The sequence below is a fragment of the Henriciella mobilis genome (assembly GCF_003576315.1).
Classification (GTDB): Bacteria; Pseudomonadota; Alphaproteobacteria; order Caulobacterales; family Hyphomonadaceae; genus Henriciella; species Henriciella mobilis.
In genome coordinates, this window is sequence record NZ_QWFZ01000005.1 from 1 (window position 1) to 4331 (window position 4331).

The 4331-nt window shown below is 52.3% G+C and carries 6 protein-coding genes; 5 read left to right on the plus strand and 1 reads right to left on the minus strand.

Features of this window, described 5'->3' with window-relative positions; translation table 11 throughout:
* Positions 1–47 precede the first annotated feature (47 nt).
* Positions 48–1187: a DUF3363 domain-containing protein gene (locus D1227_RS04955; protein WP_119404057.1), complete on the plus strand. Its 1140-nt coding sequence runs from the start codon at positions 48–50 to the stop codon at positions 1185–1187.
* Positions 1188–1329: 142 nt separating this feature from the next.
* Here the strand turns inward: D1227_RS04955 and D1227_RS04960 are convergent, their stop codons facing one another.
* Complete coding sequence (locus D1227_RS04960) at positions 1330–1722, minus strand: MerR family transcriptional regulator (RefSeq protein ID WP_119404058.1); 393 nt, start codon at positions 1720–1722, stop codon at positions 1330–1332.
* Positions 1723–1761: 39 nt separating this feature from the next.
* Between D1227_RS04960 and D1227_RS19760 the strand changes: the two genes are divergently transcribed.
* From D1227_RS19760 to D1227_RS04975, 4 genes are all read left to right on the plus strand, one after another.
* Positions 1762–2127 carry a hypothetical protein gene (locus tag D1227_RS19760; RefSeq protein WP_147373262.1) on the plus strand — a complete coding sequence of 122 codons (366 nt, stop codon included), beginning with the start codon at positions 1762–1764 and terminating at the stop codon, positions 2125–2127.
* A complete protein-coding gene (locus tag D1227_RS20410) occupies positions 2109–2339 on the plus strand; it encodes a GDCCVxC domain-containing (seleno)protein (protein WP_119404059.1) in 231 nt (76 codons plus the stop codon). Before D1227_RS19760 ends, D1227_RS20410 begins: the two co-directional genes overlap by 19 nt.
* A 64-nt stretch (positions 2340–2403) precedes the next feature.
* Entirely contained in the window at positions 2404–2706 is a 303-nt protein-coding gene (locus D1227_RS04970) for a hypothetical protein (RefSeq protein WP_119455284.1), read from the plus strand.
* Positions 2707–2854: 148 nt separating this feature from the next.
* On the plus strand, positions 2855–4228 hold the full coding sequence (locus D1227_RS04975; RefSeq protein ID WP_119404061.1) for a transposase: 1374 nt from the start codon (positions 2855–2857) through the stop codon (positions 4226–4228).
* The last annotated feature ends 103 nt before the right edge of the window (positions 4229–4331 follow it).

The window sequence follows — 4331 nt, forward strand, 5'->3', positions numbered from 1 at the left end:
CCGCTACGTGGAAACCGCCGGACTAACATTACCGGTGGACCACCCCTGTGGGGCAGAGCACAGTCAATATCGCCAGATTGCGCAAATTGAAATCGCTCGGGTTGGCTCAGCCGATAGATCGCCAAAAATGGCAACTGTCAGATGGTTTTGAAACCACGCTAAGAGAATTGGGTCTTCGCCGCGACATCATCAAACAAATGCACCGCGCCCTTCACGGACGCAAAGGCCGCACCGTCGACGCGGCAAGGCCGTTTTCTGGTGGTGCCGGACAGGTTCCGATCACCGGTGCGGTCCTGCGTAAAGGGATGGGCGGGGAAGGCCACGATGTACCCTATCTCATCGTCGATGGGATGGATGGCCGCGTCACAACTTCTTCAATCTCCAATGCCGATGATTTAGATGGCATTCAGCGCGGTATGATCGTGACGCTGTCGCCGCCTGATATGGCACCTAGAAAATCAGATAGAACAATCGCTTCAATTGCTTCGGCGAACGGAGGAATCTATTCAGCGGCCTTGCATCAACAATCTGACCCTCGCGCCACATCAGAATTTGTCCGTGCGCATGTGCGGCGATTAGAAGCGATGCGGCGACGGGGGATCGCCCTGCGCAATAAGGATGGAACTTGGAATATTCCTGACAACTATTTGGCTGACGTGCGGCGTCATCAGGAGCTCCATGCGAACAAAACCGGCGTCCGTATTCATGTGGAGAGTTGGGGCGATGTTACCGCTCAAGTAGAAGCAAACGGACTGACCTGGTTGGACAAGATGCCCAAAGCGGAGGGACCAGCCTATGGATTTGGACAAGAGGTTGAGACGGCGATTGAAAAACGACTTTCGGTGCTGCAAGAGCGCGGCATTATCGAAGGAGCCCAAAGCCATTTGAACCGCAAACACTACGAAGCTTTGAAACGACTGGGGCTAAGCCATCATGGTGAGGCACTCGCAAAAAAGTTGGGAAAAGACTTTCACTCATTGCCTAAATCAGGTGTGGTTGAGGGGGTCTACAGAGAATCCATATCAACACCTGAAGGGAAATTTGCCGTTATTGATCGCGGCAAGACTTTCACACTGGCACCTTGGCGTAAGATCCTGGACCGAGCACGCGGGCAAGCCATCGCAGGGACGGTAAGGGGGGATCATATTTCGTGGCAGATCGGAAAGAAACGTGGACTTGGGAAGTGATACTCAGATGACTGATTCGCTCTAGGTCTGGAGAACTGGAGGGCCTACAGGGGCTTAAGGCGCCCTAAACTGGTCGCTCATTTTATCCGAGTTGGGACCATCGAACACCAAAGACACCAAGGACAGATTCTAGTTCTGAGCTCTAAATTGAGAGGGCATCAATTATTGGACAGTCTGGGGTGTCACCACGCGCGCACTCCTTGGTGATCTCGCTCAGCGTTCGTTCCAAACGTTTCAAATCAGCGATTTTCTGACGCACCTCCGCTAAGTGTTCGGTTGTAAGTGCGTGTACGTCGCCACATGAAGGCGTCTCGTCATTGAGGCCAAGCATTGAACGGACCGCGTCTAATCCGAAGCCTAAGTCCCGACTTCGCTTGATAAAATTCAATCGTGCTAGGTGTGTCGGACTGTAAATACGCTGCTTCCCCGACGAGCGCGGAGGATTGGGCATTATGCCGATTTTCTCGTAGTAACGTATGGTTTCTATCTTCACGCCAGTCGCTGAACTCAATCTCCCAATTGTGAAGTCAGTCATGCTTGCACCTGTAGTAGCTACAGGTTTTATATTACGCACATGTCTGATGATATTGAAACCAAGCGTGATAGTGGAAAGAGCGGTGGCTGGTTCGCAAGTGGCGGCGTGCTAGCAAGCGTCTTTGCATTTATTGGCGCGTCCTGCTGCGTTCTACCGATCATTCTGGTGAACCTCGGCGTCAGTACCGCACTGGTTGCAAAGCTTGGTTTTTTTGCTCGCAATCAAGCGCTGTTCCAGTGGGTCACATTAGCCTTACTGGGCGCGGCAGTCTTATTTGCATTTCGAAATGGCAGACCAAGCATGCGAGTAATCGTCTTGCTTGTGATCGGCTTCGCATTGGTGGGGGTAGCGCACGTGCTGCCATCTTATGAGAGGGAAATCTTGGAATGGCTGAACTTAATGTGAGCGGCGACTTCATTGCAGAATCCACACTGACCTGCCCGCAATGCGGGCATCAATCAAAGGACGTCATGCCGACAAATGCATGTCAGTTCTTCTATGATTGCAAAGGGTGTGGCGCGGTCCTTAAGCCTAATCCGGGTGACTGTTGCGTGTATTGTTCATTTGGAGACGTTGCTTGTCCGCCGATCCAGGTCGGGGATTGTTGCGGTGGTTGACCATCGAACCAATGACCATGCTTCTCGACCGCTGCCATTTCTCGCGTCTTGGGGACTCCCGGTATTGATCCTGATCGGATCGAACTTCTTGCAGGACATGGTTCCCCTAGTGGCGATCATAGCCATTCTCAGTGCGGCATTGTTTTGGATGGGTGCGGCGTGCGTTCTAAATGCCCGGCGATGTCGTAGACGTCATTGTTTCTATTCTGGTCCGATCTTCCTGTTGGGCGCTTTGGCAGTGCTTTTGGTTGGTTTGGAGATCATTTCTTTGGGCGAAGACGGTTTGGTGATCGTCATAGGTGTGACGCTCTCGCTCGCGCTCTCGACCTATCTAACGGAACCGGTGTTTGGGAAGTACATTGATTGAACACTTTAGCTCGACTCACGGTCAATGATGAGGCTGAAAGCGGACCTTAACTCAGCGGCTTAAACTCGCCCGATACTGTTGAAAAACTCCGAGTCAAAATGGGCGAATTCTGATTCAGTGATTTTCGTGCAGATCGAGGAGATGCGCGATGATGGGACGATTGGAAGAAGACGCTGCAAAGCTGTTCTATGAGTTCTCACTGGATAAGATGGTTCCGGCGGATCACTTGGTTAGAAAGATTGATCGGTTCCTCGATTTCGATGATATCCGGGCGCACCTGAAGCCCTTCTATAGTCACACGGGACGACCATCGGTTGATCCGGAACTGATGTGCCGGATGCTGATTGTTGGATACTGCTATGGCATCCGATCTGAACGTCGTTTGTGTGAAGAGGTTCATTTGAACCTTGCCTATCGATGGTTCTGTAAGCTGGGCATTGAGGACCGTGTCCCCAATCACTCGACGTTTTCTAAGGCACGTCATGGCAGGTTCCGTGAGAGTGATCTCTTCCGGAAATTGTTCGAGCAGGTCGTGTTCAGCTGCATGTCGGAAGGTCTCGTCAAAGGCGAAGGCTTTGCGGTTGATGCCAGCATGATCCGCGCCGATGCGAGTGAGGATCATGCCGTCGAGGCGGGTGAGCCGATTGATTGGTCTGATCCGAAGATCGCGTCGAGACCAGTTACCGAATATCTTGATGCGATCGATCAGGATGGTGCGCCACGCAAGAAGATCTCGCTCACGGATCCGACGGCACGGTGGACGGCTGCAATTGGCGGACAGGCCCGTTTCACCTGGGCAACCAACTATCTCCTGGATGTCGAGACATCCGTCATCGTCGATGTTGAGCCAACACCCGCTTATCGCAAAGCCGAGGTTGAAGCGGCCAAGATCATGATCGACCGAACCGAAGATCGGTTTGGGCTCAAGCCAAGACGCCTGATGGGAGATGCTGCTTACGGCTCAGCGGAAATGCTGGGCTGGATGGTCGATGAGAAACAAATCGAGCCGCATGTCGCGCTCTTCGAGACCCCAGGCGCACCAACGACAAACTTTACCATCAAAGACTTCCAGTATCACGAAGACCGAGACGTCTTCACGTGTCCTGCTGGAAAGGAGCTGCGTCAGTTCTGGAGAAACTACAAAACACCGCGCTCTGGCATCTCGAAAGATAATCGCAGAATGTATCGGTCGCGAAATACCGATTGCGCCGTTTGTCCCCTCAAATCCAATTGCTGTCCATCTGCGCCGTTCCGAAAAGTCAGTCGGTCCATCTACGAACATGCCCGCGATAAGGTGAAACGATTACGCGGAACGCATGAATATGAACAATCGAGACGGGATCGAAAGAAGGTCGAGATGAGCTTCGCGCACTTGAAGTGCCAACATCGCTTCCGACGATTAAGGTTGCGAGGCCCTACTGGGGCCAATGACGAATTTCTTCTCGCCGCAACAACTCAAAACCTTAGAAAACTCGCCAAATACGCCACCAAACCGTCTGCCACTCTCCAAAACGCCGCTTAGAACGGCCAATTGAAGCGAGCACCCCGAAGAAATAGGCCATTATAAAAAGCTAGGTCAAAAGACTGCCGAAAGTAGCCGCGAGTTTTTCAACAGAATTGCCCCA